Origin of the sequence: Pseudomonas sp. ATCC 43928 (assembly GCF_005938665.2) — a bacterium.
In the GTDB taxonomy this organism is placed as follows: Bacteria; Pseudomonadota; Gammaproteobacteria; order Pseudomonadales; family Pseudomonadaceae; genus Aquipseudomonas.
In genome coordinates this window covers 4,308,947-4,331,335 of record NZ_CP041753.1, presented here as the reverse complement: position 1 = coordinate 4,331,335, position 22,389 = coordinate 4,308,947, and the positions used below count along the sequence as shown (strand labels likewise).

The window sequence follows — 22,389 nt, the reverse complement described above, 5'->3', positions numbered from 1 at the left end:
GTGGCTAATGGAATCTTGTTATCCGTCCAAATCCAAACAGCCTCAAAAGGCGTCATCGGACGAAAGGCGAACGGCACGGACCGTTCGCCTTTTTTAAAGCGTTAAGCGCCGACTACGATCGGCTTTGCCAGAGGCGGGACGACGGCGCGGGTAGGCGCGATGCCGGCTTCGAACTCTGGACGGAAGTATTTGATGGCACTGCCCAACGGCTCCACGGCACCCGGTGCGTGAGCACAGAAGGTCTTGCCTGGGCCGAGGAAACCGACCAGACCCAGCAGGGTCTCGATATCGCCGGCTTGCCCTTCACCGTTCTCGATCGCGCGCAGCAGCTTGACGCTCCACGGCAGACCGTCACGGCATGGGGTGCAGAAACCACACGATTCACGGGCGAAGAACTCTTCCATGTTGCGCAGCAGGGACACCATGTTGACTCTGTCGTCCACCGCCATGGCCAGGCCGGTACCCATACGGGTGCCCACTTTGGCGATGCCGCCGGCGTACATTTGTGCGTCCAGGTGTTCCGGCAACAGGAAACCGGTACCGGCGCCGCCTGGCTGCCAGCACTTGAGCTTGTAACCGTCGCGCATGCCGCCGGCGTAGTCTTCGAACAGCTCGCGACCGGTAACGCCGAACGGCAATTCCCACAGGCCCGGGTTCTTGACCTTGCCGGAGAAGCCCATGAGCTTGGTGCCCATGTCTTCGCTGCCTTCACGGGCCAACGATTTGTACCAGTCCACGCCGTCGGCAATGATCGCCGGCACGTTGCACAGGGTTTCGACGTTGTTCACGCAAGTCGGCTTGCCCCACACGCCCACGGCGGCAGGGAAGGGCGGCTTGGAGCGCGGGTTGGCGCGGCGGCCTTCGAGGGAGTTGATCAGTGCGGTTTCTTCACCGCAGATGTAACGCCCGGCGCCGGTGTGGACGAACAGCTCGAAATCGAAGCCGCTGCCCAGGATGTTCTTGCCCAGCAGGCCTGCTGCCTTGGCTTCTTCCACGGCACGGTTCAGGTGCTTGGCGGCGGTGGTGTACTCGCCACGCAGGAAGATGTAGCCACGGTAGGTTTTCAGCGCGCGAGCACTGATCAGCATGCCTTCGATCAGCAGATGGGGCAGTTGCTCCATCAGCATGCGGTCTTTCCAGGTGTTCGGCTCCATTTCATCCGCGTTGCACAGCAGGTAGCGGATGTTGATGGATTCGTCCTTGGGCATCAGGCCCCACTTCACGCCCGTGGGGAAGCCTGCACCGCCGCGGCCCTTGAGGCCGGAGTCTTTCACGGTCTGGACGATGTCGTCCTGGGCCATGTCGGCGAAGGCCTTGCGTGCAGCGGCGTAACCGTTCTTGGCCTGGTACTCGTCGAGCCATACGGCTTCGCCGTCGTCACGCAGGCGCCAGGTGAGCGGGTGAGTCTCGGCCGAACGCTTGATGCGGTTGGCTGGACCAAAGGAAGTCAGGGTCATACGTAGCCCTCGAGCAATTTGGCAACGCCGGCAGGCTGTACATCACCGAATGTGTCGTCGTCGATCATCAACGCCGGCGCCTTGTCACAGTTACCGAGGCAGCAGACCGGCAGCAGGGTGAAGCGACCGTCGGCGGTGGTCTGGCCCAGGCCGATGCCCAGCTTGCTCTGGATTTCGCTGACCACCGACTCATGGCCGCCGATGTAGCAGACCATGCTGTCGCAGACGCGGATGATGTGACGGCCGACTGGCTGACGGAAGATCTGGCTGTAGAAAGTAGCCACCCCTTCAACGTCGCTTGCCGGGATGCCGAGGATTTCGCCGATGGCGTAGAGCGCGCCGTCAGGCACCCAGCCACGTTCCTTCTGAACGATCTTCAGGGCTTCGATCGACGCCGCGCGCGGGTCTTCGTAGTGATGCAGCTCGTGCTCGATGGCCGAGCGCTCGGTTTCGCTGAGGGCGAAACGGTCTGTCAGGATAAGCGTGCTGTTCATGCTTAACGGTCCACGTCGGCCATAACGAAATCGATACTACCCAGGTACGCGATCAAGTCCGCGACCATGCTGCCTTTGATCACCGAAGGGATCTGCTGCAAGTGCGGGAAGCTTGGGGTACGAATCCGGGTGCGGTAGCTCATGGTGCCGCCATCGCTCGTCAGGTAATAACTGTTGATGCCCTTGGTCGCTTCGATCATCTGGAAGGATTCGTTGGCCGGCATGACCGGGCCCCACGAAACTTGCAGGAAGTGCGTGATCAGGGTCTCGATGTGCTGCAGCGTGCGCTCTTTAGGCGGCGGCGTGGTCAGCGGGTGATCCGCCTTGTACGGGCCTTCCGGCATGTTGCGCAGGCACTGCTCGATGATCTTGATGCTCTGGCGCATTTCTTCGACGCGAACGATGCAACGGTCGTAGGCATCGCCATTGGCCGCCAGCGGGACTTCGAATTCGAAGTTTTCGTAGCCGGAGTAGGGGCGAGCTTTACGCAGGTCGAAATTGCAACCGGTCGAACGCAGGCCGGCACCGGTGACGCCCCATTCCAGGGCTTCCTTGGTGTTGTAGGCGGCGACGCCGATGGTCCGGCCACGCAGGATGCTGTTGTCCAGTGCGGCTTTCTGGTATTCGTCCAGACGCTTTGGCATCCACTCGACGAAATCCTTGACCAGTTTTTCCCAGCCGCGTGGCAGGTCGTGGGCGACGCCACCGATGCGGTACCAGGCCGGGTGCAGGCGGAAACCGGTAATGGCTTCGATCACCGTGTACGCCTTCTGGCGGTCGGTGAAGGTGAAGAACACCGGAGTCATCGCGCCGACGTCCTGGATGTAAGTCCCCAGGAACAGCAGGTGGCTGGTGATCCGGAAGAACTCGGCCATCATGATGCGGATGACATCGACCTTCTCGGGCACCTTGATGCCGGCCAGCTTCTCGACCGAGAGCACGTACGGCAGGTTGTTCATTACGCCGCCGAGGTAGTCGATACGGTCGGTGTACGGAATGAAGCTGTGCCAGGACTGACGCTCGGCCATCTTCTCGGCACCACGGTGGTGGTAGCCGACGTCTGGCACGCAGTCGACGATCTCTTCACCGTCCAGCTGCAGGATGATACGGAACGCACCGTGGGCCGAAGGGTGGTTCGGACCCAGGTTGAGGAACATGTAGTCCTCGTTCGGGCCGGAACGCTTCATGCCCCAGTCTTCAGGCTTGAAGCGCGCGGCTTCTTCCTCAAGCTGTTGCTTGGCCAGGGTCAGGCTGAACGGATCGAACTCGGTGGCACGGGCCGGGAAGTCCTTGCGCAGCGGGTGACCTTCCCAGGTCGGCGGCATCATGATGCGGCTCAGGTGCGGGTGGCCGGCAAAGTGAATGCCGTACATGTCCCACACTTCACGCTCGTACCAGTTGGCGTTCGGCCAGATGCTGGTGACGCTCGGCAGGTTGAGGTCGCTCTCGGACAAGGCAACCTTGATCATTACGTCACTATTACGTTCGATCGACATCAAGTGATAGAACACAGTGAAGTCGACGCCGTTTGGCAGCCCTTGACGCTTGGTGCGCAGACGCTCGTCCACGCCGTGCAGGTCATAGAGCATGACGTACGGCTTGGGCAGGTTGCGCAGGAAAGTCAGGACTTCGACGAGTTTGGCACGGGCAACCCAAAGCACCGGCATGCCGGTGCGGGTAGGCTGGGCGGTGAACGCCTCTGGGCCAAAACGGTTGTTCAGTTCGACGACCACATCCTGGTCGTCTGCCTTATAAGGCGGGATGTACAGAGCACTGCCTGCAGTCATGGTTATTTATCGCTTTCGGTCAACGTAAAGAATGAAGCCAGTTTCTCGTTCTATAAAAGAAGCAGATCTGGATCAGACTTCGTCGGGGCTGCGCAGGTTGGTTACCTGAATACGCTGTTCGCGGCGCTGTTCCTTTTGCGAAGGCATCTCGGCGCGGTAAACGCCTTGATCGCCAACGACCCAGGAAAGTGGGCGACGCTCCTGGCCAATCGACTCCTGCAACAGCATCAAGCCTTGCAGAAAAGCTTCAGGGCGGGGTGGGCAGCCAGGCACGTAGACGTCCACGGGCAGGAACTTGTCCACCCCTTGAACGACGGAGTAGATGTCGTACATGCCACCGGAGTTGGCGCACGAACCCATGGAAATGACCCATTTAGGTTCGAGCATCTGCTCGTAGAGACGCTGAATGATCGGCGCCATCTTGATGAAGCAGGTACCGGCGATAACCATGAAATCCGCCTGACGCGGCGATGCCCGGATTACCTCGGCGCCAAAGCGCGCGATGTCGTGGGGCGCCGTGAAGGCGGTGGTCATTTCCACGTAGCAGCACGAAAGACCGAAGTTATACGGCCACAGGGAGTTCTTGCGCCCCCAGTTGATCGTGCCGTTGAGCACGTCTTCGAGCTTGCCCATGAAAATGTTTTTGTGAACTTGATCTTCTAACGGATCGGAAACGGTTTCCCGTTGGCCAATCGGATACTGCTCGTTAGGAGCATCGGGGTCGATCCTGGTGAGATTGTATTGCATTGCCAAAGCCTCATTGTTTCAGCTTCGCTTGCCGCTTAAGACGAGCTGCCGGAGCCCAGTCAAGGGCGCCCACTCGAAATAGGTAGACAAGACCTGCCAACAGAATTGCTATGAAAACGAGAGCTTCGACGAATCCGGTCCAGCCGCTTTCGCGGACGGACACAGACCAGGCAAAGAGAAAGAGGGCTTCGATATCGAAGATCACGAAGAGCATCGCGACCAGATAGAATTTGGCTGAGAGCCGCAAGCGGGCGCCACCTGTAGGTAGCATGCCGGACTCGAACGGTTCGTTTTTGCTGCGGCCCCAGGCTTTTGACCCGAGGAGGCTGGAGACGCCGAGCATGAAGGCGCAAAGGCCGCCGACACCCAGAAGGAAAATGGCAAAGCCCCAGTTGTGGGCCATGAGTCCGGTCGCTTCGGGCATGCTGGTAATCCTTAACAGAGAGCAAAGGTCTCTGAGCTTGATAAAGAAATAAGGCAGTGACGATATGTCGCAGCAATCAATCCCGCTGATTTTATGGCTAAACACCCTGCAAGTAAAATTCCTATAGCGAAATTATTTATTGGAATAAGGACATGGCGCATCTCCAAAGCCCTGTAGCCCATACGGTTCGGGCATTAGCGGGGGTTTTGTCAAATATGTTTTGTAGGGAATGTAACGAACATAGTTGTCGCTAAATGATAATCAATGTTATTTGGTATGGTTTTCAAACTGTTTAGCGAGCAGCGGTACGGGAAGTTGTCTTATATGCGCGTTACTGCAAGTAGCGCGCGGGGTGGTTTTACCTTGTTTTCCTGATCGTGAAACTGCTCTGGATCAAGGTTTTTCCCTGCGCTCGATCCTGTAGGAGTGAGAGGAGGGGAATCCCAGGCAAAAAAACGCCCCGAACCAGTCGGGGCGTCAGATGAGCGGCTTTGCGGTTAGCTTTTTATTCGGTCCGCAAGGGCCGTTTGTTTAAGCGAAGCAGATCAGTGGAACTGTTCTTCTTCGGTCGAGCCGGTCAGTGCGGTTACCGAAGACGTGCCACCCTGGATCACGGTGGTCATGTCGTCGAAGTAGCCGGTGCCCACTTCCTGCTGGTGAGCCACGAAGGTGTAGCCCTTGGCGGCGTCAGCGAACTCTTGCTCTTGCAGCTTCACGTAGGCAGTCATGTCGTTGCGGGCGTAGTCGTGCGCCAGGTTGAACATGCTGTGCCACATGTTGTGAATGCCGGCCAGGGTGATGAACTGGTGCTTGTAGCCCATGGCGGACAGTTCGCGCTGGAACTTGGCGATGGTCGCGTCGTCCAGGTTTTTCTTCCAGTTGAAGGAAGGCGAGCAGTTGTACGACAGCAGTTGGTCCGGGTATTCCTTTTTGATCGCTTCGGCGAAGCGACGGGCTTCGTCCAGATCCGGCTTGGCGGTTTCGCACCAGATCAGGTCGGCGTACGGCGCGTAGGCCAGGCCGCGAGCGATGGCCTGGTCGAGACCGGCGCGAACCTTGTAGAAGCCTTCCGGGGTACGGGTGCCGGTCACGAATGGCTGGTCGTACGGGTCGCAGTCGGACGTCAGCAGGTCAGCAGCGTTGGCGTCGGTACGGGCCAGGATAATGGTCGGTACACCGGCGACGTCGGCTGCCAGGCGAGCAGCGGTCAGCTTCTGCACGGCTTCCTGGGTCGGAACCAGTACCTTGCCGCCCATGTGGCCGCATTTTTTCACGGAGGCCAGTTGGTCTTCGAAGTGAACGCCGGCGGCGCCTGCTTCGATCATGCTTTTCATCAGCTCGTAAGCGTTCAGCACGCCGCCGAAACCGGCTTCAGCGTCAGCCACGATCGGGGCGAAGTAGTCGATGTAGCCTTCGTCGCCCGGGTTCTTGCCGGCTTTCCACTGAATCTGGTCAGCGCGACGGAACGAGTTGTTGATGCGCTTGACCACGGTTGGAACCGAATCCACCGGGTACAGCGACTGGTCCGGGTACATCGATTCGGCGGAGTTGTTATCCGCAGCCACTTGCCAGCCCGACAGGTAGATCGCCTGGATGCCGGCCTTGACTTGCTGTACCGCCTGGCCACCGGTCAGGGCGCCCATGCAGTTGACGAAATCTTTCTCAGGACGGAAGGACGGCTTGGCGCCCTGGGTCACCAGGTTCCAGAGCTTCTCGGCGCCCATTTTTGCAAAGGTGTGCTCAGGTTGAACCGAGCCACGCAGACGGACGACGTCAGCAGCGGAGTAATTGCGCTTCACGCCTTTCCAGCGTGGGTTTTCAGCCCAGTCTTTTTCGAGGGCTGCAATTTGCTGTTCGCGTGTCAGTGCCATGGAGATAAACCTCGTCGCGTCTTTAATCGAAAATGGTTCTGGGTGAACAATTCCTGCGTGCCAAATACGCTCATTCAGTTGGGGGCGTACATGGCTGCTCGCTGACCAGAAGCTTAGGCGGTCAAGTCGGGTTCGGCGGGGATGGCGACGGGATGAACGATGGGCTCGAGGGGAAGTGAGCAGGTAAGGGCGAACTGGCGAGCGCATTCGGGCGTCGTGGGCCTTGGTGCGAACTTCAGTGTGGAGCCGGGTTACCTAATTACGCTTCCGTCCCTCGGGACAACTTCGTTCCAGTCGGCAACCTCGTCAAACACACCTTGTGGGCGGTACAGACACGAATCGGCTCGCGGGGTAGGGTGCGAACAGCGACTCGAAAGCCCTTGCCAGGGCCTCTGATTAGCGGGAGCGAGGCCATCATGCCTTTGCTTTTTTGGCTCGTCAAACGTTTTGTAGTGCTTTTTTTCAAGCACTACATCTTTGGTCTAATACGACTAATCAGTCAGTTTTTGGTGCTTTAGTCCAAGGTGTCGACTTTCACCCGCAAAGTCATGTCATCCCGGCCTTGAGTCGAGTAGCTGCGGATCAGGCCCTGTTTGTCGGCCTGAGTCTGACGATTCACGCCGGCCAGGGTGATCCACTCGCCCAGTCGGCCGCTGACAGTTGTGTCGGTACTTTGCACGTTCACTACATCGGGACGTTCCTGGCTCATCCGGTCACGGTTGGTACTGATAGCCAGGTGAACGATGTTGCCGGTGACGCTGGCGGTGACGTAGAAACCCTGGGTGACATTGCGGTATTCGGTCTGGCTGCGCAGGTCGCCATAGCCGTCAGTCTGAGTGCTGGTGAGCGGCACGCTTTGGCCGACCTGGATTAGCGCCGGTGCGCCTTCGCTGGCCTGAATCTGCTGGATACCGCCTTCACGGCTGTCGGTGCTGCGATTGATGATGCGGGTTTGATTCGGTGCGGCACCGTTGACCGAGTAGCCCTGATCGCCCTGAAAGTTGTTTTCGTTGGTGTCGACGGTGATCAGTAAGCGTTTGGGGGCGGTGTCGAGTTGCGCGAGGAAGGTCTTGAGTTCATCGATCTTGTCGGGCTCGGCGTTGACGATCAGCTGGTTGCCGTAGGCGCTGACCTTGCCGTCCTTGCCGATGAAGTTCTGCGCTACTGGCAGCAGGTCGGCGCTGGTGCGGTAATTCAGGGGCACGATCTCGGTGGCGGCCATGACCGAAAAACTGCAGGTCAGCAGCAGCGTGGTGAGCAGGGTGCGTAGGGACATGTCCGTTTCTCCGCAAATCAAAGGTTTGATATTGCCAGTTTGTCGGCCCGGCGTGGTGCGAGTTGAATCACAGACAGCAAAACGCCCCGGCATCCGAGAATGGCGGGGCGTTTTGTGGAGTTCTTGATGGCTTTTGTGGCGAGGGAGCTTGCTCCCGCTGGGGCGCGAAGCGGCCCCAAAATTATCAGGGCTGCTGCGCAGCCCAACGGGGGCAAGCCCCCTCGCCACAGGGAATCAAGTCGAGTGACGCACCATGTCCACATGCGGAATCCCGGCTTCCAGGAATTCCTCACTGACCATGTTGAAGCCCAGGCGCTCATAGAACGCCGTGGCTTGCACTTGCGCGCTCAGCATCTGCTGCTTCAGTCCGCGCTTCTCGGCTTCACCGATCACCGCTTGCATCAGCGCATCGCCAACCTTCATGCCGCGCCAGTCTTTGAGCACCGATACCCGGCCGATGTGGCCATCGGGCAACAGGCGGGCGGTGCCGATCGGAAAGTCGCCTTCGAAGGCCAGGAAATGCACCGCCGTGGCGTCATCGGCATCCCATTCCAGTTCAGGAGGAACGGATTGCTCGGCGACGAATACTGCCTCACGAATGCGCCGGATCTCGGCGTTGTCCTTTTGCCAGTCTGCGACACGTACGTGAATCTTATTCATCGGCAAACCCCAGGCTGCCCTGCTTGACCAGTTCACACAGCAGGCCACGGCCGTCTTCGTCGCTCAGCCATGGGCCGAGGTTATCGACATGTAGGGCGTCGGCGGCGCAGATCATTTTCAGCAGCTCGCGCAGCTTGCCCGGCAGGTAACGACTCTGGCCGCTGGCGAACAGCAGCAGGTCGTCGTCGACTTCCGACCAGGCCAGACGCGCACTCGGGTTGCGGATCAGCACGGCACCTTCTTCGAGAGCGCTGAGGAAGTCTTGCTCTTCGACTTCTTCCGGGCCGACCACCAGTTCCGGGTAGCGCGGCTCGGTCATGAACTGGCCGAACCAGGTCAGCAGCAGGCGCTCGTCGCTCATGTGCTCGGCCAGCAGGCTTTTGAGGCGATCAAGGGCATCGTGCTGGATCTGATGAGGATCGACCGCCGGCAGGGCGTCGGCGTCGGTGTAGCGCTCTTCGTCCGACAGGAACTGGCTGAGGAAGTCGGTGAAGTGGGTCAGCACTTCAGCGGCGCTCGGGGCGCGGAAACCGACCGAGTAGGTCATGCAGTCGTCGACAGCCACGCCACAGTGAGCCAGGCGCGGCGGCAGGTAGAGCATGTCGCCCGGTTCCAGTACCCACTCATCGGTGGCTTCGAATTCGGCGAGGATGCGCAGGTCCGCGTGCTGCAGCAGCGGGCTCTCGGTATCGCACATCTGGCCGATTTTCCAGTTGCGCTTGCCGTGGCCTTGCAGCAGGAACACGTCGTAGTTATCGAAGTGCGGGCCGACGCTGCCACCTGGGGCGGCGAAGCTGATCATCACGTCGTCGACGCGCCAGCTCGGCAGGAAGCGGAAGTTTTCCAGCAGTTCTGCGACTTCCGGCACGAATTGGTCGACGGCTTGCACCAGCAGGGTCCATTCGCGTTCCGGCAGTTTGCTGAATTCGTCTTCGGCGAACGGGCCGCGGCGCAATTCCCAAGGGCGCTCACCGTGCTCGATCACCAGGCGCGATTCGACTTCTTCTTCCAGCGCCAGGCCGGCGAGTTCGTCGGCGTCGATCGGGCTTTCGAAATCAGGAATCGCCTGACGGATCAGCAGGGGTTTTTTCTGCCAGTAGTCGCGCAGGAATTCCCGTGCCGTGATGCCGCCCAGAAGTTGAAGAGGAATGTCAGGATTCATGTGTAACCTATTGAAAAAATGCACTTTTCAGACGGGAATAAAAACGCCCGGCGGCGCCGGGCGTCTCAAGCGGGTAGAGCGGTCGATCAGATGCGTTTGGCTTGTGCTACAGCGTTGCCGATGTAGTTGGCCGGGGTGAGCAGTTTCAGCTCAGCCTTGGCGGCGGCTGGCATGTCCAGGCCGTCGATGAAAGTTTGCAGTGCTTCAGGGCTGATGCCCTTGCCGCGCGTCAGCTCTTTGAGCTTCTCGTACGGGTTTTCGATGTTGTAGCGACGCATCACGGTCTGGATCGGCTCGGCCAATACTTCCCAGCAAGCGTCCAGGTCGGCGGCAATCTTTTGCTCGTTGAGCTCCAGTTTGCTGATGCCTTTGAGGCTGGCTTCGTACGCGATCACGCTGTGGGCGAAGCCGACACCGAGGTTGCGCAGCACGGTGGAGTCGGTCAGGTCGCGCTGCCAGCGGGAAATTGGCAGTTTGCTCGCCAGGTGCTGGAACAGTGCGTTGGCGATGCCCAGGTTGCCCTCGGAGTTTTCGAAGTCGATCGGGTTGACCTTGTGCGGCATGGTCGACGAACCGATTTCGCCAGCGATGGTGCGCTGTTTGAAATAACCCAGGGAGATGTAGCCCCAGATGTCGCGGTCGAAGTCGATCAGGATGGTGTTGAAGCGCGCGATCGCGTCGAACAGCTCGGCGATGTAGTCGTGCGGTTCGATCTGCGTGGTGTACGGGTTGAAGCCCAGGCCCAGCTCGTCTTCGATGAAGGCGCGGGCGTTGGCTTCCCAGTCGATCTCAGGGTAGGCCGACAGGTGAGCGTTGTAGTTGCCGACGGCGCCGTTGATCTTGCCCAGCAGCGGAACGGCGGCGACTTGGGCGATTTGACGCTCCAGGCGGTAAACCACGTTCGCCAGCTCTTTGCCCAGGGTGGTCGGCGATGCCGGTTGACCGTGGGTGCGCGACAGCATCGGCACTTCAGCGAAACGGAGGGCCAGTTCGCGGATGGCGTTGGCGGTCTGGCGCATCAGCGGCAGTATCACGTCATCACGGCCTTCACGCAGCATCAGGGCGTGGGACAGGTTGTTGATGTCCTCGCTGGTGCAGGCAAAGTGGATGAACTCGCTGACCTTGGCCAGCTCCGGCAGCTTGGCCGCCTGCTCTTTGAGCAGGTATTCAATGGCTTTGACGTCGTGGTTGGTGGTGCGCTCGATCTCTTTGACACGCTCGGCGTGCTCCAGAGAGAAGTTTTCCGCCAGGGTGTTCAACACCGCGTTGGCTTCGGCGGAGAACGCCGGCACTTCGCTGATGGCAGGGTGAGCGGCCAGGCGCTGGAGCCAGCGCACTTCAACCAGAACGCGAGCACGGATCAGGCCGTATTCGCTGAAAATAGGGCGCAGGGCCTGGGTTTTGCCGGCGTAGCGGCCGTCAACAGGGGAAACCGCAGTGAGCGAAGAGAGCTGCATGGGGTGTTCTCGGACAGTCGGGCAACGAAATGGGGCGCGTATCATACATGAAAAAGATCCGCCGGTCCGTTGCCAACTGACCGGCGTATTACGCGTTACTGACTACAAAACGGTATTGCGGGCGCGGTTCAGCTGCTGCGCATCAGCGGGTAAAGCTCTTTAAGCAACTTGCGTCGGCTGATCACCAACTGCCAGCGATGACCGCCCAACTGCCGCCACAGGCGTGCCGAACGAATCCCGGCCAGCAACAGTGCGCGGATTTTCGAGGCATTGCTCGGTTGCTGCAGGTTGCGCATGTCGCCATGCACCTGAATCCGTTGGCGCAAGGTGCTCAGGGTGTCCTGGTACAGCGCACCGCAAGCGGCGATCACGTTTTCGTGGGCCGGGCCAAAGTGTTCGACCTGGGACTGAATCTGCGGCAGACGTTTGCCGATCACGTCCAGCATGTCATTGCGCTTGGCCAATTGGCGCTCCAGTCCCAGCATCGCCAGGGCGTAGCGCAGCGGTTCGCGCTGAAGGGTGCTGGGATCGCGTTCCAGGGCGCCGATCAATGCGCGATAGCCTTCGCGCAAATTGATGTCGTCGCCGCCATACACTTCCAGAGTGTCCTTGGGGTCGCGAATCAACAGGCTGCCGAGCATGCAAGTCAGGCCGGCTTCGTTGGTCTGCCCGGTCTTGGCTATCTTGTCGACCAGCACGGCGGCGAGAAACACGCCGCCCAGGGCCGTCAGTTGCTCCTGAGTCGGGCTCATGAATGGTCCTTGCTGGTCCAGGGTTCGGCCACTTCGATCACGCCGCCGCCGAGGCAGATTTCACCGTCGTAGAACACCACGGATTGGCCCGGAGTGACCGCGCGTTGCGGGTCATCAAAGGTGGCGCGGTAGCCGGTGGCGGTCTTCTCCAGGGTGCAAGGCTGGTCGCTCTGGCGATAACGCACTTTGGCGGTCAGCCTGCGCGGCTCGGTCAAGTCGATCGGGTTGACCCAATAGATGTCCGAGGCGAGCAGGGCGCGGGAGAACAGCTGCGGGTGGGCATTGCCCTGGCCAACGATCAGCTCGTTGTGTTCCAGGTCCTTGATCAATACGTACCACGGTTCTTCACCGGCGTCTTTCAGGCCGCCGATGCCCAGGCCCTGGCGCTGGCCGATGGTGTGATACATCAGGCCATGGTGGCGGCCGATGACTTCACCGTCGGTGGTCTTGATCTCGCCGGGTTGGGCCGGCAGGTATTGCTTGAGGAAATCGCTGAAGCGACGTTCGCCGATGAAGCAGATTCCGGTGGAGTCCTTTTTCTTCGCGGTGGCCAGGTCGTGTTTCTCGGCAATCGCGCGGACTTCGGGTTTTTCCAGCTCGCCGACCGGGAACAGGGTCTTGGCGATCTGTTCGCCGCCGACGGCGTGCAGGAAGTAGCTCTGGTCCTTGTTCGGATCCAGGCCCTTGAGCAATTCGGTGCGACCATCGATGTCGCGGCGACGCACGTAGTGGCCGGTGGCGATCAGGTCGGCGCCGAGCATCATGGCGTAGTCGAGGAACGCCTTGAACTTGATCTCGCGGTTGCACAGGATGTCCGGGTTCGGCGTGCGGCCGGCCTTGTATTCGGCCAGGAAGTGCTCGAACACGTTGTCCCAGTACTCGGCGGCGAAGTTGGCGGTGTGCAGCTTGATGCCAATCTTGTCGCAAACGGCCTGCGCGTCCGCCAGGTCATCCATGGCGGTGCAGTATTCCGTTCCGTCGTCTTCTTCCCAGTTCTTCATGAACAGGCCTTCCACCTCATAGCCTTGCTCGATCAGCAGGAGAGCGGAAACGGAAGAGTCCACGCCGCCGGACATACCGACAATGACGCGCTTCTTTTGTGTGGCAGAAGGGGCTGGATCACGCATAGGGATTTAATGAGTGTCTTGAAAAAGGACGCGATTCTAGCAGGCTCAAGCCTGCAAGGCTAAAGAGAAGGGCGGATCAGCTCGAGGCTGAAGTGTTTACCGTCCAGATAATCATCGATGCAGCGGATGATCAGCTCACTGCGCCAGTTTGCGCGCTGTTGCAGCAGTTCGTCACGCGTCAGCCATTTTGCGCCGACAATACCGTCGTCCAATTGATAGTCGGGATGGTGTTTCAGCGCTTTGGCGGTGAAGCAGACGCGTTGATAGGTCACCCCGTTGCTCGGGGCGGTGTAGAGGTAAATGCCTATTACGCCGGTTGGTTCGACGTCCCAGCCGGTTTCTTCGAGGGTTTCGCGTACGGCGGCCTCGATCAGGGTTTCGTCCGGGTCCAGATGACCGGCGGGCTGATTGAGCACCGTTCGTCCGTGTTTGGATTCTTCGACCATCAGGAAGCGACCGTTGTCTTCGACGATGGTGGCGACGGTGATGTGGGGTAGCCAATCCATGAAATGTCCTCGATGTTGAATTTGAAGCGCTTTCCCTGTGGGGGGCAGTGTTCACATTTGAATGCTGTCAACGCTGAAAGCACAAACCCCGGCGCATGGCCGGGGTTTGTGATGTTCCCTTACAACCTTAAACCAACGCAGCAATCGCAGCGTTGAAGGTTGCGCTCGGGCGCATGGTCTTGCTGATCAGCTCGGCATTGGCGTGGTAGTAACCGCCGATGTCCACTGGCTTGCCCTGAACGGCGTTGAGCTCGGCAACGATGGTTGCTTCGTTCGCGGTCAGGGTTTTGGCCAGTTCGCCAAACTGCGCTTGCAGTGCAGCGTCTTCGGTCTGGGCGGCCAGGGCTTGAGCCCAGTACAGTGCCAGGTAGAAGTGGCTGCCGCGGTTGTCGATGTTGCCGACTTTGCGCGATGGCGACTTGTTGTTGTCCAGGAACTGGCCAGTGGCCTGATCCAGGGTCTTGGCCAGCACCAGCGCTTTAGGGTTGTTGTACGTCACACCCAGATGCTCAAGGGAGGCGGCTAGGGCCAGGAACTCGCCCAGGGAATCCCAGCGCAGGAAGTTTTCTTCCAGCAGCTGTTGAACGTGCTTCGGTGCCGAACCGCCAGCGCCGGTTTCGAACAGACCGCCGCCATTCATCAGCGGAACGATCGACAGCATCTTGGCGCTGGTGCCCAGTTCCATGATCGGGAACAGGTCAGTCAGGTAGTCGCGCAATACGTTGCCGGTCACCGAAATGGTGTCGAGGCCGGAGCGAGTGCGCTCCAGGGTGAACTTCATCGCGTCGACTGGCGACATGATGCGGATGTCCAGGCCGGAAGTGTCGTGATCCTTCAGGTAGGCCTGAACTTTCTCGATCACTACGCCGTCGTGGGCGCGCATTGGGTCCAGCCAGAAAATCGCTGGAGTGCTGCTTGCGCGAGCACGGTTGACGGCCAGTTTGACCCAGTCCTGGATCGGCGCGTCTTTGGTCTGGCACATGCGGAAGATGTCGCCGGCTTCAACCGACTGTTCCAGCAGCAGGGTGCCTTTGCTGTCGGTGACACGAACAACGCCGTTGGCCTTGATCTGGAACGTCTTGTCGTGCGAGCCGTACTCTTCGGCTTTTTTCGCCATCAGGCCAACGTTCGGCACGCTGCCCATGGTGGTCGGATCGAAGGCGCCGTTTGCCTTGCAGTCTTCGATCACCGCCTGGTAGATGGTGGCGTAGCAGCGATCCGGGATCACCGCCTTGGTGTCGTGCAGCTGGCCGTCGGTGCCCCACATCTTGCCAGAGTCACGGATCATCGCCGGCATCGAGGCGTCGACGATGACGTCGCTCGGCACGTGCAGGTTGGTGATGCCTTTGTCGGAGTTGACCATGGCCAACGATGGACGAACGGCATAAACCGCCTGGATGTCCGCTTCGATTTGCGCTTGCTGCTCCGCAGGCAAGGCCTTGATGCGGGCGTACAGGTCGCCGATGCCGTTGTTCAGGTTGAAGCCGATCTGCGCCAGCACGTCAGCGTGCTTGGCCAGTGCGTCTTTATAGAACTCGGCAACGATCTGGCCGAACATGATCGGGTCGGAGACCTTCATCATGGTGGCTTTGAGGTGAACCGACAGCAGCACGCCTTTGGCCTTGGCGTCTTCGATCTCGGCTGCGATGAAGCTGCGCAGCGCGTTTTTGCTCATGACCGCGCAATCGAGGATCTCACCGGCTTGTACGGTGGTTTTTTCTTTCAGGACGGTGGTGGTGCCGTCTTGAGCGATCAGTTCGATTTTAACGGCGTCAGCGGCGTCGATCAGGGCAGCTTTTTCGCTGCCGTAGAAATCGCCGGTGCTCATGTGGGCTACGTGGGACTTGGAGTCCTTGGCCCAGGCGCCCATTTTGTGCGGGTGCTTGCGCGCATAGTTCTTGACCGACAGCGGTGCACGACGATCGGAGTTGCCTTCGCGCAGAACCGGGTTTACGGCGCTGCCCTTGATCTTGTCGTAGCGGGCCTTGGCTTCTTTGTCGGCGTCGCTGGTCACGGTTTCCGGGTAGTCCGGCAGTGCATAGCCCTGGGCTTGCAACTCTTTGATCGCGGCCTGCAGTTGCGGAACCGAAGCGCTGATGTTCGGCAGCTTGATGATGTTGGCTTCAGGTGTAACGGCCAGGTCGCCCAGTTCGGCGAGGTGGTCGGCTACTGCTTTGTCACCCAATTGCTCGGGGAAGCTGGCCAGGATGCGCCCTGCAAGAGAGATATCGCGGGTTTCAACGGCGATATCAGCGGAGGCGGTGAAGGCCTCTACGATAGGCAACAGTGAATAGGTGGCGAGGGCTGGGGCTTCGTCGGTGAAGGTATAGATGATCTTCGAGCGGGTGGGCATATTCGGATTAACTCTCTCTTCTTTGCTAAAGCGTGCATAGAAACTCGAGGGGCGCCGGGTAAGCGCGTTCGTTCAAAGTCATCCATGAGCCGAATGTCGAGGTTTCTTTGCGGTGATGTTGGGTGCATCGGTCGAGCGTCAAGCGGGTGGACTGCGGTAACAATCCTGCTTTTCCGGGCCCAGAGTCTCGGCTACATTTCCAGTGGCAGAGAGGTCGGCCGTCGTGACTCTGTGGTCAGCGGCGGCATTATACATAGGTAGCTGGCAATCTGCCGATGGTTCATATGCAACGATTCTCGTCCATTGGTCTAAAGGTCGCAGGCAGGCGTGGGGAGTAGCCTTGTATGGTGTGCTTGAGTTTGGCGCTTTTCCCTTTACTTTCAGGCTTGTACGTCACGAACTGTGCAGCTTCGCGGCAGATGGACGGAACATAGGGTTTGCGCGCCGATTCAACTGGGGTACGCTCGGACGAAGCCAGATGTTCAATCCAAACAATGGAGTTCAGCATGGGATACAAGAAGATTCAGGTTCCAGCCGTCGGCGAAAAAATTACCGTCAACGCGGACCATTCTCTCAATGTTCCTAACAACCCGATCATTCCCTTCATTGAAGGCGATGGTATTGGCGTTGATATCAGCCCGGTCATGATCAAGGTTGTCGATGCTGCTGTTAAGAAGGCTTACGGCGGCGAGCGCAAAATTTCCTGGATGGAAGTCTACGCCGGGGAGAAAGCAACTCAGGTTTACGATCAGGACACCTGGCTGCCTCAGGAAACCCTGGACGCGGTCAAGGATTACGTGGTTTCCATCAAGGGCCCTCTGACCACGCCGGTCGGCGGTGGCATCCGTTCCCTGAACGTGGCGCTGCGCCAGCAACTCGACCTGTATGTGTGCCTGCGTCCGGTGCGCTGGTTTGAAGGCGTGCCGAGTCCGGTCAAGAAGCCAGGCGACGTCGACATGACCATCTTCCGCGAAAACTCGGAAGACATTTATGCCGGTATCGAATGGAAGGCCGGTTCGCCGGAGGCGACCAAGGTCATCAAGTTCCTTAAAGAAGAAATGGGCGTCACCAAGATCCGTTTCGACCAGAATTGCGGTATCGGCGTCAAGCCGGTTTCCCTGGAAGGCACCAAGCGTCTGGCGCGCAAGGCCCTGCAGTATGTGGTCGACAATGACCGCGACTCGCTGACTATCGTGCACAAAGGCAACATCATGAAGTTCACCGAAGGTGCCTTCAAGGAATGGGCCTACGAAGTGGCTGCCGAAGAATTCGGCGCGACCCTGCTCGACGGCGGTCCGTGGATGCAGTTCAAAAACCCGAAAACCGGCAAGAACGTCATCGTCAAGGACGCCATCGCCGACGCCATGCTTCAGCAGATCCTGCTGCGTCCGGCCGAGTACGATGTGATCGCCACCCTGAACCTCAATGGTGACTACCTCTCCGATGCCCTGGCGGCAGAAGTGGGCGGTATCGGTATTGCGCCGGGTGCGAACCTGTCCGACACCGTGGCCATGTTCGAAGCCACCCACGGTACCGCGCCGAAGTACGCCGGCAAGGACCAGGTCAACCCGGGCTCGCTCATCCTGTCCGCAGAGATGATGCTGCGTCACATGGGCTGGACCGAAGCGGCCGACTTGATCATCAAGGGCACCAATGGCGCGATTTCCGCTAAAACCGTGACCTATGACTTCGAACGCCTGATGGATGGCGCGAAGCTGGTATCGTCTTCCGGGTTTGGCGATGCGCTCATCTCGCATATGTAAGCGGCACATGTAAGCGAATCAGCACAAAAAAACCGCCTTCGGGCGGTTTTTTATGACTGGATGGCAAGTTGTGTCAGCTCGACACTGTTTCTGGCTTGATGGCAGGTGCGGTCTGTCCGTTCAGGGAGGTCGCAGATGTGATCTTTACGGCATGCAACCCTTTGGGGCCCTGAACGATCTCGAAACTAACGATTTGCCCGGCCTTGAGGGTCTTGTATCCCTCCATCTCAATGGCTGAGTAGTGGGCAAAGAAATCGATATCTTTGCCATCCTCGTCGCGACCTTCTCTGGCGTCGGTGTTAATGAAACCGAACCCCTTGGCATTGTTGAACCATTTCACCTTACCGACAGCCATACTCATATCCCTCTGCAACAGACTCCATCACTGGAGTATCATCCAGTTAATCCGCAGTCTAATCTTGTAAATAGATTGACTCCGCGGACCTTTTTTACCCACTGTGGGCTCTATTGGTTGTAACACCGTTTTCCCGATAGTCAAGGTGACCGGGCAGTCGGAGTTGAAATCGCTGATGGCCGCCCCCACCACTGTATTTGCACAACTGACGAACCTTTCTTTCCATGCATGCAATCAGCCAGATTCGACTAACATTCAATCAGGATCGCCCTGATTTACACGACGACGATTCCGCAGGCATTGCTGTTCAGGAGGCTAAGCCTGCTTTACAGGCGCCGCCTATGTACAAGGTGGTTTTGTTCAACGATGACTACACACCGATGGATTTCGTCGTCGAAGTGCTCGAGGTGTTTTTTAACCTGAATCGCGAGCTGGCGACCAAGGTCATGCTGGCCGTTCATACAGAAGGACGGGCAGTATGTGGAGTGTTTACCCGCGACATCGCCGAGACCAAGGCCATGCAGGTCAACCAGTACGCCAGGGAAAGCCAGCATCCGCTACTCTGTGAAATCGAGAAGGACGGTTAATCGCCGACCACTTGGGTATGAGGTGAAGCTATGTTAAACCGCGAGCTCGAAGTCACCCTCAATCTAGCCTTCAAGGAGGCTCGTTCGAAGCGTCATGAATTCATGACCGTCGAACACCTGCTGCTGGCCCTATTGGATAATGAGGCTGCCGCTACCGTTTTGCGTGCCTGCGGCGCAAACCTCGACAAACTCAAGCATGACCTGCAGGAGTTCATCGACTCCACCACGCCATTGATCCCCTTGCATGACGAGGATCGTGAAACCCAGCCAACCCTGGGCTTCCAGCGTGTACTGCAACGTGCTGTCTTTCACGTACAGAGCTCGGGCAAACGCGAAGTGACTGGCGCCAACGTGCTGGTCGCGATCTTCAGTGAGCAAGAGAGTCAGGCAGTGTTTCTGCTGAAACAGCAGAGCGTTGCGCGCATCGATGTCGTCAACTACATCGCCCATGGCATTTCCAAAGTGCCGGGGCATGGCGATCACTCTGAAGGTGAACAAGATATGCAGGACGACGAGGGCGGTGAGTCTTCTTCTTCAGGCAATCCTCTGGATGCTTATGCCAGCAACCTCAACGAACTCGCGCGCCAGGGTCGTATCGATCCGTTGGTAGGCCGTGAGCTCGAAGTCGAGCGCGTCGCGCAGATCCTGGCGCGTCGTCGCAAAAACAATCCGCTGCTGGTGGGCGAGGCGGGCGTGGGTAAAACCGCGATTGCCGAAGGCCTGGCCAAACGCATTGTCGACAACCAGGTGCCGGACCTGCTGGCCAACAGCGTGGTGTATTCCCTCGATCTGGGGGCCTTGCTGGCCGGAACCAAATACCGCGGCGATTTCGAGAAGCGCTTCAAGGCGTTGCTCAATGAGCTGAAAAAACGTCCGCAGGCGATCCTGTTCATCGACGAGATCCACACCATCATCGGTGCGGGCGCTGCGTCCGGTGGCGTCATGGATGCCTCGAACCTGCTCAAGCCATTGTTGTCTTCGGGCGATATCCGTTGCATCGGTTCGACCACGTTCCAGGAATTCCGCGGGATCTTCGAGAAGGACCGTGCCTTGGCCCGGCGCTTCCAGAAGGTCGATGTGTCGGAGCCTTCGGTGGAAGACACCATCGGTATCCTGCGTGGCCTGAAAGGGCGTTTCGAGCTCCATCACAACATTGAATACAGTGATGAAGCCCTGCGCGCCGCTGCCGAACTGGCATCGCGTTACATCAATGACCGGCACATGCCGGACAAGGCCATCGACGTCATCGACGAGGCGGGCGCCTATCAGCGTCTGCAGCCAGTCGAGAAACGCGTGAAGCGCATCGAAGTGCCTCAGGTCGAGGACATCGTTGCGAAAATCGCGCGAATTCCGCCAAAGCACGTCACCAGCTCCGACAAAGAGCTGCTGCGTAACCTTGAGCGTGACCTGAAGCTCACGGTATTCGGCCAGGATGCGGCGATCGACTCACTGTCGACCGCGATCAAGCTGTCCCGTGCCGGCCTCAAGTCGCCTGACAAGCCTGTCGGTTCGTTCCTGTTCGCAGGCCCGACCGGCGTCGGTAAAACCGAAGCTGCGCGTCAGTTGGCCAAGGCGTTGGGGGTCGAGCTGGTTCGCTTCGACATGTCCGAGTACATGGAGCGCCACACCGTATCGCGTCTGATCGGTGCGCCTCCAGGCTATGTCGGGTTCGACCAGGGCGGTCTGCTGACCGAAGCCATCACCAAGCAGCCTCACTGTGTATTGTTGCTCGATGAAATCGAGAAGGCGCATCCGGAAGTCTTCAACCTGCTGTTGCAGGTCATGGACCACGGTACGCTGACCGATAACAACGGGCGCAAGGCAGATTTCCGTAACGTGATCGTCATCATGACGACCAACGCCGGTGCCGAGACTGCAGCGCGTGCTTCGATCGGCTTCACCTATCAGGACCACTCGTCCGATGCGATGGAAGTGATCAAGAAGAGCTTCACGCCGGAATTCCGCAACCGTCTGGACACCATTATCCAGTTTGGTCGCCTCAGCCATGAGGTTATCAAAAGCGTGGTGGACAAGTTCCTTACCGAGCTTCAGGCGCAGCTGGAAGACAAGCGTGTGCTGCTGGAAGTCACCGACGCTGCTCGCAGCTGGCTGGCGGCCGGTGGTTACGACGTGACCATGGGTGCTCGACCAATGGCGCGCTTGATTCAGGACAAGATCAAGCGTCCGCTGGCGGAGGAGATTCTCTTTGGCGAACTGGCCGAACATGGCGGTGTGGTGCACATCGACATCAAGGACGGCGAGCTGACCTTCGAGTTCGAGACCACGGCTGAAATGGCCTGACGTTAACCGCAACAAAGCAAAAGGCGCCGAAAGGCGCCTTTTTGCTGTCTGCCAGATCGTTCCCACTCTCCGCGTGGGAATGCAGTCCGGGGCGCTCCGCGTCCTTTCAAAGGCCGAACGCAGGGCGTCCGTTGAGGCATTCCCCGCAGAGCGTGGGAACGATCCGCACACAAAAACGCCCGGCATAGCCGGGCGTTTTGTATTGACTTGATTAGCGAGCGCGGTAGGTGATGCGCCCTTTGCTCAAGTCATAGGGCGTCAGCTCGACGCGCACTTTGTCGCCGGTAAGAATACGAATGTAGTTCTTGCGCATCTTGCCGGAGATATGCGCGGTTACGACGTGCCCATTTTCCAACTCCACACGAAACATGGTGTTGGGCAGGGTGTCGACGACAGTGCCTTCCATTTCGAAGCTGTCTTCTTTCGACATGCAGTAAAGCCCTCGGTGTCCAATGAATGGCCCGGTGCAACTGCGCCAGGCAAAAGCGGCGTGCATTGTGCCCGAAAAGTGGGGTTTAAGCCAAGGGGTTCTAGTTCAGGATGACCCAACGTTGATTAATCAGCAGTTCGATAGGGCGATATTGGGTCTTGTAGCTCATTTTTTTGCAGTTTTTGATCCAGTAGCCGAGATAGACCGCTTCCAGCCCCAGGCGCCCGGCTTCGGCAATCTGCCAGAGAATCGCGTAACGCCCAAGGCTGCGACGTTCCTCGCCAGGCTCGTAGAAGGTGTACACCGCTGACAGGCCATTGGGCAGCAAGTCGGTGACGGCCACCGCCACCAGTCGGCCTTCGAGACGAAATTCGTAGAAGCGGGAGAACGGCAGGTCACGCACCAGGAAGGTCGAGAACTGATCGCGACTCGGCGGATACATATCGCCGTCGGCGTGGCGCTGTTCGATGTAGCGCTGATAGAGGTCGAAATACTCCTCGCTGAACGTTGGTCGGGCCGGGCGTACCTGCAGGTCGGCATTGCGTTTGAGAATGCGTTTCTGCTGGCGGTTGGGGGTAAATTGCGCTACAGGAATGCGCGCCGGTACGCATGCATTGCAATTCTGGCAATGGGGCCGGTAGAGATGATCGCCACTGCGACGAAAGCCCATTTCCGACAGATCTGCGTAGACATGCACATCCATGGGCTGACTGGGATCGAGGAACAGCGTAGTGGCCTGCTCCTCGGGCAGATAACTGCAAGAGTGGGGCTGAGTGGCATAGAACTTCAAACGCGCCAACTCGGTCATGATCAACCCTCGGGATAAACTTTTGATAAGGGGACTTTTTCAATTCGTCTCCCCGCATTAAGTGTAAGCCAC

At 58.8% G+C, this 22,389-nt stretch carries 20 protein-coding genes; 3 read left to right on the top strand and 17 right to left on the bottom strand.

From position 1 onward, the window contains the following. Positions 1–101: 101 nt before the first annotated feature. The 14 genes from nuoF to FFH90_RS19750 all read right to left on the bottom strand — a co-directional run bounded on the left by nuoF (position 102) and on the right by FFH90_RS19750 (position 16,073). Positions 102–1,457: an NADH-quinone oxidoreductase subunit NuoF gene (gene nuoF / locus FFH90_RS19820; protein ID WP_138867903.1), complete on the bottom strand. Its 1,356-nt coding sequence runs from the start codon at positions 1,455–1,457 to the stop codon at positions 102–104. Further along, entirely contained in the window at positions 1,454–1,951 is a 498-nt protein-coding gene (gene nuoE / locus FFH90_RS19815; RefSeq protein WP_007905058.1) for an NADH-quinone oxidoreductase subunit NuoE, read from the bottom strand. Before nuoE ends, nuoF begins: the two co-directional genes overlap by 4 nt. 2 nt (positions 1,952–1,953) lie before the next feature. Beyond that, on the bottom strand, positions 1,954–3,738 hold the full coding sequence (gene nuoC, locus FFH90_RS19810) for an NADH-quinone oxidoreductase subunit C/D (protein WP_018925512.1): 1,785 nt from the start codon (positions 3,736–3,738) through the stop codon (positions 1,954–1,956). A 72-nt stretch (positions 3,739–3,810) separates the two neighbouring features. After that, a complete protein-coding gene (locus FFH90_RS19805; protein WP_007940869.1) occupies positions 3,811–4,485 on the bottom strand; it encodes an NADH-quinone oxidoreductase subunit B family protein in 675 nt (224 codons plus the stop codon). Positions 4,486–4,495: 10 nt separating this feature from the next. After that, a complete protein-coding gene (locus tag FFH90_RS19800; RefSeq protein WP_007940868.1) occupies positions 4,496–4,909 on the bottom strand; it encodes an NADH-quinone oxidoreductase subunit A in 414 nt (137 codons plus the stop codon). A gap of 545 nt (positions 4,910–5,454) precedes the next feature. After that, positions 5,455–6,780 carry an isocitrate lyase gene (gene aceA / locus FFH90_RS19795; protein WP_138867902.1) on the bottom strand — a complete coding sequence of 442 codons (1,326 nt, stop codon included), beginning with the start codon at positions 6,778–6,780 and terminating at the stop codon, positions 5,455–5,457. A gap of 514 nt (positions 6,781–7,294) precedes the next feature. Continuing rightward, positions 7,295–8,056, bottom strand: coding sequence for a secretin N-terminal domain-containing protein (locus FFH90_RS19790; protein ID WP_111454061.1), 762 nt, complete (start codon positions 8,054–8,056; stop codon positions 7,295–7,297). A gap of 234 nt (positions 8,057–8,290) precedes the next feature. After that, the gene (locus tag FFH90_RS19780; protein WP_138867901.1) at positions 8,291–8,716 is read right to left on the bottom strand and encodes a GNAT family N-acetyltransferase; all 426 of its coding nucleotides are present in this window, start codon (positions 8,714–8,716) and stop codon (positions 8,291–8,293) included. Then, entirely contained in the window at positions 8,709–9,878 is a 1,170-nt protein-coding gene (locus tag FFH90_RS19775; RefSeq protein ID WP_138867900.1) for a cupin domain-containing protein, read from the bottom strand. The genes FFH90_RS19780 and FFH90_RS19775 overlap by 8 nt, the downstream gene beginning before the upstream one ends. An 86-nt stretch (positions 9,879–9,964) precedes the next feature. Then, positions 9,965–11,335, bottom strand: a complete 1,371-nt coding sequence (gene purB, locus FFH90_RS19770; protein WP_111454060.1) for an adenylosuccinate lyase — start codon at positions 11,333–11,335, stop codon at positions 9,965–9,967. 128 nt (positions 11,336–11,463) lie between these two features. Beyond that, positions 11,464–12,087: a high frequency lysogenization protein HflD gene (hflD, locus tag FFH90_RS19765; protein ID WP_007940860.1), complete on the bottom strand. Its 624-nt coding sequence runs from the start codon at positions 12,085–12,087 to the stop codon at positions 11,464–11,466. Beyond that, positions 12,084–13,214, bottom strand: a complete 1,131-nt coding sequence (gene mnmA / locus FFH90_RS19760) for a tRNA 2-thiouridine(34) synthase MnmA (RefSeq protein ID WP_026286365.1) — start codon at positions 13,212–13,214, stop codon at positions 12,084–12,086. The genes hflD and mnmA overlap by 4 nt, the downstream gene beginning before the upstream one ends. A 59-nt stretch (positions 13,215–13,273) precedes the next feature. Further along, a complete protein-coding gene (locus FFH90_RS19755) occupies positions 13,274–13,720 on the bottom strand; it encodes an NUDIX hydrolase (protein ID WP_018925520.1) in 447 nt (148 codons plus the stop codon). Positions 13,721–13,847: 127 nt separating this feature from the next. After that, positions 13,848–16,073, bottom strand: coding sequence for an NADP-dependent isocitrate dehydrogenase (locus tag FFH90_RS19750; protein ID WP_138867899.1), 2,226 nt, complete (start codon positions 16,071–16,073; stop codon positions 13,848–13,850). A gap of 506 nt (positions 16,074–16,579) precedes the next feature. Here FFH90_RS19750 and icd point away from each other — a divergent pair. Further along, positions 16,580–17,836, top strand: coding sequence for an NADP-dependent isocitrate dehydrogenase (icd, locus tag FFH90_RS19740; protein ID WP_018925522.1), 1,257 nt, complete (start codon positions 16,580–16,582; stop codon positions 17,834–17,836). A 73-nt stretch (positions 17,837–17,909) separates the two neighbouring features. Here icd and FFH90_RS19735 read toward each other — a convergent pair whose 3' ends face one another. Beyond that, positions 17,910–18,191, bottom strand: a complete 282-nt coding sequence (locus FFH90_RS19735; RefSeq protein WP_111454171.1) for a cold shock domain-containing protein — start codon at positions 18,189–18,191, stop codon at positions 17,910–17,912. 224 nt (positions 18,192–18,415) lie between these two features. On the opposite strand from FFH90_RS19735, the gene clpS reads away from it, so the two are divergent. Together clpS and clpA are read left to right on the top strand one after the other, a co-directional pair. Next, on the top strand, positions 18,416–18,778 hold the full coding sequence (clpS, locus tag FFH90_RS19730) for an ATP-dependent Clp protease adapter ClpS (RefSeq protein ID WP_015094394.1): 363 nt from the start codon (positions 18,416–18,418) through the stop codon (positions 18,776–18,778). Positions 18,779–18,808: 30 nt separating this feature from the next. Continuing rightward, entirely contained in the window at positions 18,809–21,079 is a 2,271-nt protein-coding gene (clpA, locus tag FFH90_RS19725) for an ATP-dependent Clp protease ATP-binding subunit ClpA (protein WP_018925524.1), read from the top strand. Between the two features lie 211 nt (positions 21,080–21,290). On the opposite strand, the gene infA is transcribed toward clpA, so the two are convergent. Further along, positions 21,291–21,509 (bottom strand): translation initiation factor IF-1, encoded by a 219-nt coding sequence (gene infA / locus FFH90_RS19720; protein WP_002553999.1) that lies wholly within the window; start codon positions 21,507–21,509, stop codon positions 21,291–21,293. Positions 21,510–21,609: 100 nt separating this feature from the next. After that, on the bottom strand, positions 21,610–22,317 hold the full coding sequence (locus tag FFH90_RS19715; RefSeq protein ID WP_018925525.1) for an arginyltransferase: 708 nt from the start codon (positions 22,315–22,317) through the stop codon (positions 21,610–21,612). Between the last annotated feature and the right edge of the window lie 72 nt (positions 22,318–22,389).

Bases quoted from the DNA above. Each gene is read 5' to 3' on its own strand.
- aceA (WP_138867902.1), bottom strand. From the start codon at position 6,780: ATGGCACTGACACGCGAACAGCAAATTGCAGCCCTCGAAAAAGACTGG.
- FFH90_RS19755 (WP_018925520.1), bottom strand. From the start codon at position 13,720: ATGGATTGGCTACCCCACATCACCGTCGCCACCATCGTCGAAGACAAC.
- purB (WP_111454060.1), bottom strand. From the start codon at position 11,335: ATGCAGCTCTCTTCGCTCACTGCGGTTTCCCCTGTTGACGGCCGCTAC.
- FFH90_RS19780 (WP_138867901.1), bottom strand. From the start codon at position 8,716: ATGAATAAGATTCACGTACGTGTCGCAGACTGGCAAAAGGACAACGCC.
- FFH90_RS19735 (WP_111454171.1), bottom strand. From the start codon at position 18,191: ATGGCTGTCGGTAAGGTGAAATGGTTCAACAATGCCAAGGGGTTCGGT.
- clpS (WP_015094394.1), top strand. From the start codon at position 18,416: ATGCATGCAATCAGCCAGATTCGACTAACATTCAATCAGGATCGCCCT.
- FFH90_RS19805 (WP_007940869.1), bottom strand. From the start codon at position 4,485: ATGCAATACAATCTCACCAGGATCGACCCCGATGCTCCTAACGAGCAG.
- nuoE (WP_007905058.1), bottom strand. From the start codon at position 1,951: ATGAACAGCACGCTTATCCTGACAGACCGTTTCGCCCTCAGCGAAACC.
- nuoF (WP_138867903.1), bottom strand. From the start codon at position 1,457: ATGACCCTGACTTCCTTTGGTCCAGCCAACCGCATCAAGCGTTCGGCC.
- mnmA (WP_026286365.1), bottom strand. From the start codon at position 13,214: ATGCGTGATCCAGCCCCTTCTGCCACACAAAAGAAGCGCGTCATTGTC.
- icd (WP_018925522.1), top strand. From the start codon at position 16,580: ATGGGATACAAGAAGATTCAGGTTCCAGCCGTCGGCGAAAAAATTACC.
- clpA (WP_018925524.1), top strand. From the start codon at position 18,809: ATGTTAAACCGCGAGCTCGAAGTCACCCTCAATCTAGCCTTCAAGGAG.
- nuoC (WP_018925512.1), bottom strand. From the start codon at position 3,738: ATGACTGCAGGCAGTGCTCTGTACATCCCGCCTTATAAGGCAGACGAC.
- FFH90_RS19775 (WP_138867900.1), bottom strand. From the start codon at position 9,878: ATGAATCCTGACATTCCTCTTCAACTTCTGGGCGGCATCACGGCACGG.
- FFH90_RS19800 (WP_007940868.1), bottom strand. From the start codon at position 4,909: ATGCCCGAAGCGACCGGACTCATGGCCCACAACTGGGGCTTTGCCATT.
- FFH90_RS19715 (WP_018925525.1), bottom strand. From the start codon at position 22,317: ATGACCGAGTTGGCGCGTTTGAAGTTCTATGCCACTCAGCCCCACTCT.
- FFH90_RS19750 (WP_138867899.1), bottom strand. From the start codon at position 16,073: ATGCCCACCCGCTCGAAGATCATCTATACCTTCACCGACGAAGCCCCA.
- hflD (WP_007940860.1), bottom strand. From the start codon at position 12,087: ATGAGCCCGACTCAGGAGCAACTGACGGCCCTGGGCGGCGTGTTTCTC.
- FFH90_RS19790 (WP_111454061.1), bottom strand. From the start codon at position 8,056: ATGTCCCTACGCACCCTGCTCACCACGCTGCTGCTGACCTGCAGTTTT.
- infA (WP_002553999.1), bottom strand. From the start codon at position 21,509: ATGTCGAAAGAAGACAGCTTCGAAATGGAAGGCACTGTCGTCGACACC.